This window comes from Stieleria sp. (assembly GCF_041595215.1).
GTDB classification, from domain to species: Bacteria; Planctomycetota; Planctomycetia; order Pirellulales; family Pirellulaceae; genus Stieleria; species Stieleria magnilauensis.
This window is the reverse complement of sequence record NZ_JBFHKV010000935.1, coordinates 1-3,457: the sequence shown is the minus strand read 5'-3', so window position 1 is coordinate 3,457 and position 3,457 is coordinate 1. Positions and strand designations below refer to the sequence as shown.

Annotated in this window: 2 protein-coding genes and 1 tRNA gene; 1 reads left to right on the top strand and 2 read right to left on the bottom strand. The window is 61.7% G+C overall.

Features of this window, described 5'->3' with window-relative positions; all coding sequences use genetic code 11:
• Nucleotides 1-423 precede the first annotated feature (423 nt).
• Both ABX749_RS26495 and lpxB read right to left on the bottom strand, forming a co-directional pair.
• Nucleotides 424-1,215 (bottom strand): hypothetical protein, encoded by a 792-nt coding sequence (locus tag ABX749_RS26495; protein WP_372898651.1) that lies wholly within the window; start codon nucleotides 1,213-1,215, stop codon nucleotides 424-426.
• Nucleotides 1,216-1,423: 208 nt separating this feature from the next.
• Nucleotides 1,424-2,767, bottom strand: coding sequence for a lipid-A-disaccharide synthase (gene lpxB / locus ABX749_RS26490; protein WP_372898650.1), 1,344 nt, complete (start codon nucleotides 2,765-2,767; stop codon nucleotides 1,424-1,426).
• Nucleotides 2,768-3,130: 363 nt separating this feature from the next.
• Here lpxB and ABX749_RS26485 point away from each other — a divergent pair.
• Nucleotides 3,131-3,203: transfer RNA gene (locus tag ABX749_RS26485), tRNA-Asn, on the top strand.
• Nucleotides 3,204-3,457 lie beyond the last annotated feature (254 nt).

Genomic DNA, 3,457 nt, shown 5'->3' with positions numbered 1-3,457 from the left:
GGGCGCGAGCCCTCCGGTCTCCCCAACGCCCGCCGGGCATTTCGTGTTAGCGACAACCCGCGAGCCCTCCGATCTCTCCAACGCCCGCCGAGCGTTCCTTGTTAGCGGAAGGGCGCGAGCCCTCCGGTCTCCCCGACACCCGCCAAGCGTTCCGCGTTCGCGGAAGGGCGCGAGCCCAATACCGCTGAATCGACATGGAGGGGCGCCGCTCGCGCTGGCGCGAACCGGCTGATCTCAAACGATGATCAGCCGTTTGACGCGAGCCTACGGGCCCCAACGAAAGAAAACGACGCTTCATTGGGCGGCGCTGCTTGACCGCCACCAGCTCACTCGTGCTTCGGCGATGATCAAATCAACAGCCCGCCAAGAGTTTCGTTGCGGTGGCGAGTTCGTCGACGACGTCAAACGACTCGACGGCGCTTGCTACAACACCGACTCGGCAACGATTCGGTCACGGTACGGCAAACACGTTTCGACGTACCACTCCGCCGTGCCACGTTCCTTGTGAACCAGGTACTCCAGCACGATCCGCAGCTTGTACCCTTTTTCTGAGCGGTCGGCCGCCAAGACCACTTCCGCCTTCTGGCGACCGTAATGGCTGAAGACGCGCACCGGCCGCCACAACACCCATTCGTGGTCGACCGGATACTTGACCAGATCGGTGACCGTGGAGCTGTCCTCGTCTCCCGGAGGCGATACCTCTTCGCCACGCTCCCGGGCTTCTTTCATTTGCCGCTCCCTCTTCAACCGCTCCAGCTCGTAGGTTTCCTCCAGCGGCATCGTCTTCAAGTAACGATTGACGTAACTTTTTTGAAGCTCCTTGGCGTAGATCTCGTTTCCGCTGCTGGCCACCCGCACGAACTGGCGGGCAAAGTATTCGGCTTGGCCGCCCAGCGTGCTCCGCTTGAGCGAGTAGCGGCCGACGCCCCAAGTGCCAAACAGCACGGCCAACACGATTCCGATCCGCGCCGCTGTCGTGCCAACCGGCACGGACTGCGAATCGCTTTTCCGCAGCGCGAAGATGCCGAACAGCACCGCCGCGATCGCAAACCCGACCATCGGTAACGCCACGATCGTGAACCCGCTCAACAGCGACAACAACAACGCGACGAAACCGGAGATTCTCAGCGGAGCATCATCAACATCGGCTTCATAGCCCGCCTCGCTGCTCATCACAGCACCGAGAGAACGCGGTGGAGTCGTTTCAGTCGTCATCAGGATGAAAAGATCAATGCGGTGGGGGAATTCGGCAAGACCCGGAGGCCGGCCGGCCTGACCGGATGGACAGTCACAGTCGAAACAGTACGGTTTCCAGCGGCAACCGGTTTGCCCACAACCCCCAATTATTCGCAAAAAAACTCCGGCCACCGCGTCGGGACGCGGAACCCGCCAAGGCGTTCGCGAACCAGTGGCGGCGTCCAGCTTACGCCGCCCGCCTCGGCAAATCGGCCACGCGGCCCTGCGGCAACAGCTCCAGAATCTTCGCCGCGGCGCGGTCGCTCGCCCCCGGCTTGGCGTACCGATCTTGCAATCCTGCCAACTGCTGACGTTTTGTTGCCAGATAATCGGCGTCGTTCATCATCCGGCCGACCGTCGCCACCAAAAAATCCCTCGCCTTGGCAGGGTTGCCGACCGAGACGATTTCGGGGAAGACGCGTTCGGTGCTGCTTCCCGGGGCCGAGCGGCCTGGTTGTTTAAGCCCGCACGCGTCAGCAAGGGGCCTCGCGCCGCCCCTCGCTGGCGCGTCCGGCTGACACGATCGCGTTGAATTCGGAAGATCGACTGAATCAACAGGCCGCGAGGCTTCCGGCATCAAATTCGGCAGCGTCATGCTGTCGACTTTGACGACGCATTTTCCAAACGCGTACAGGAATCGGCCGACGCGATAGATCACTGCGGCGGGGGTTTGCCGGGCCATCAACTCCAAACTGACCGACCCGCTGACCATCATCGCGCAGGCGGCATGTTCGACAACCTCGCTGGTCGCTCCCAAGAAAAAATCGATCGGCAGCGGCTTGCCCGTTTCGGTCGCGGCGGCCTTCGCGGTCGCCTGGCAAAACTCGAAATGCTTTTCGCGATACGCGGCGACGGCAAACCGCGTCCGCGGGTTGGCCGCCGACAATTCGGCGATCGCATCGAGCATCACCGGCCAATTCCGATGGACTTCATGAGTCCGTGAGCCCGGCAGCACCGCCACGGTTTGCGATTCCGAGGCCGCCGACCGCAAGGATTGCATCCGGGCCGTGTCCAGAGTTGATTCGCTGACGGCATCAAAAAACGGGTGCCCGACGAAGCTGGTGGGGATCCCGTGGCCGCTGAAAAATTGTTCCTCGATTGGCAGCACGGCCAACACATGATCGACCGTCGCCTTCATTTTTTTGACCCGCCAGGCGCCCCAGGCCCACAATTGTGGGGGGCAGAAATAGATCACCGGGATGCCGTACTTCTTCGCCCGCTTGGCGATGTGCCAGTTGAACCCAGGGAAATCCACCAACACGACCGCGTCCACGCCTCCGGCGGCGAAGATCGCCTCGGCCTGATCGGCGAAGCGGAAGAATTCGCGGAGTTTGGGCAGGACCTCCAGAATCCCAACGACGGCGTGTTCGGTCAGGTCCAAGTCCACGGTGCAGCCGGCCCGGCGCATCTCCTGGCCACCAAAACCACGTACCTGCAGTTCCGGTTCGCGGGCCTTCAGCGCCCGAATCAACCGCGCCGCATGCTGATCGCCACTAGGCTCACCGACCGAAAAGAAGATTGTCTTATTCATTCACCCCAAATAGTCCAAATCACCCCACCACGTCAACAGAACCCGCGCTCGCCACCGCCCCACACTGGATGCCGATGTGGGGCTCAACAGCGCCCCGCAAGTCTGGGGCGGGGGATCTGATCCATGCCGCCCAAGCCCCTCGGGGGAAGCAATTCGGCGAATCGGGGCCTGCTCGGGTGGCTGTTTTAAAAGGAAAGGCCGTCAAAACCGGGCAAAAACCGAACCTGCCAACGATTTTGGGAGTCTCAGGCAAGAGATCTTGTCAGTGAAAAGTCGAGAAACTAAACTTCGCGACCCACCGGGAGAAAACGCCCGGCGGCCCCGGCCGATCGCCCACCAAGGCAACCCGGCCGGACATACCAATCCCCTGTAGCTCAGTTGGTAGAGCAGGCGGCTGTTAACCGCCTTGTCGCAGGTTCGAGTCCTGCCGGGGGAGCTGAATTTAAAAAAGCGAAAACTCTCGCGAACCAGTTAACGCCCGTCGGTCCAGCATGACCCGCGGGCGTTTCTCGTTTCCGCCCCCTTTTTCGCGGTCTTTCGCCACCGCGGCGCCCAAACCCAAAGTTCTCACTTTCGCAGAGAGAGTCCGGGCTGCCGAATCCAACCACCCTGGTTCGCCCCGCACCCCAGAGACAACCCCGAGAACTCTCTGAGTCTCTGTTTGACATCCAGGTCTCGGTTTACACGTCC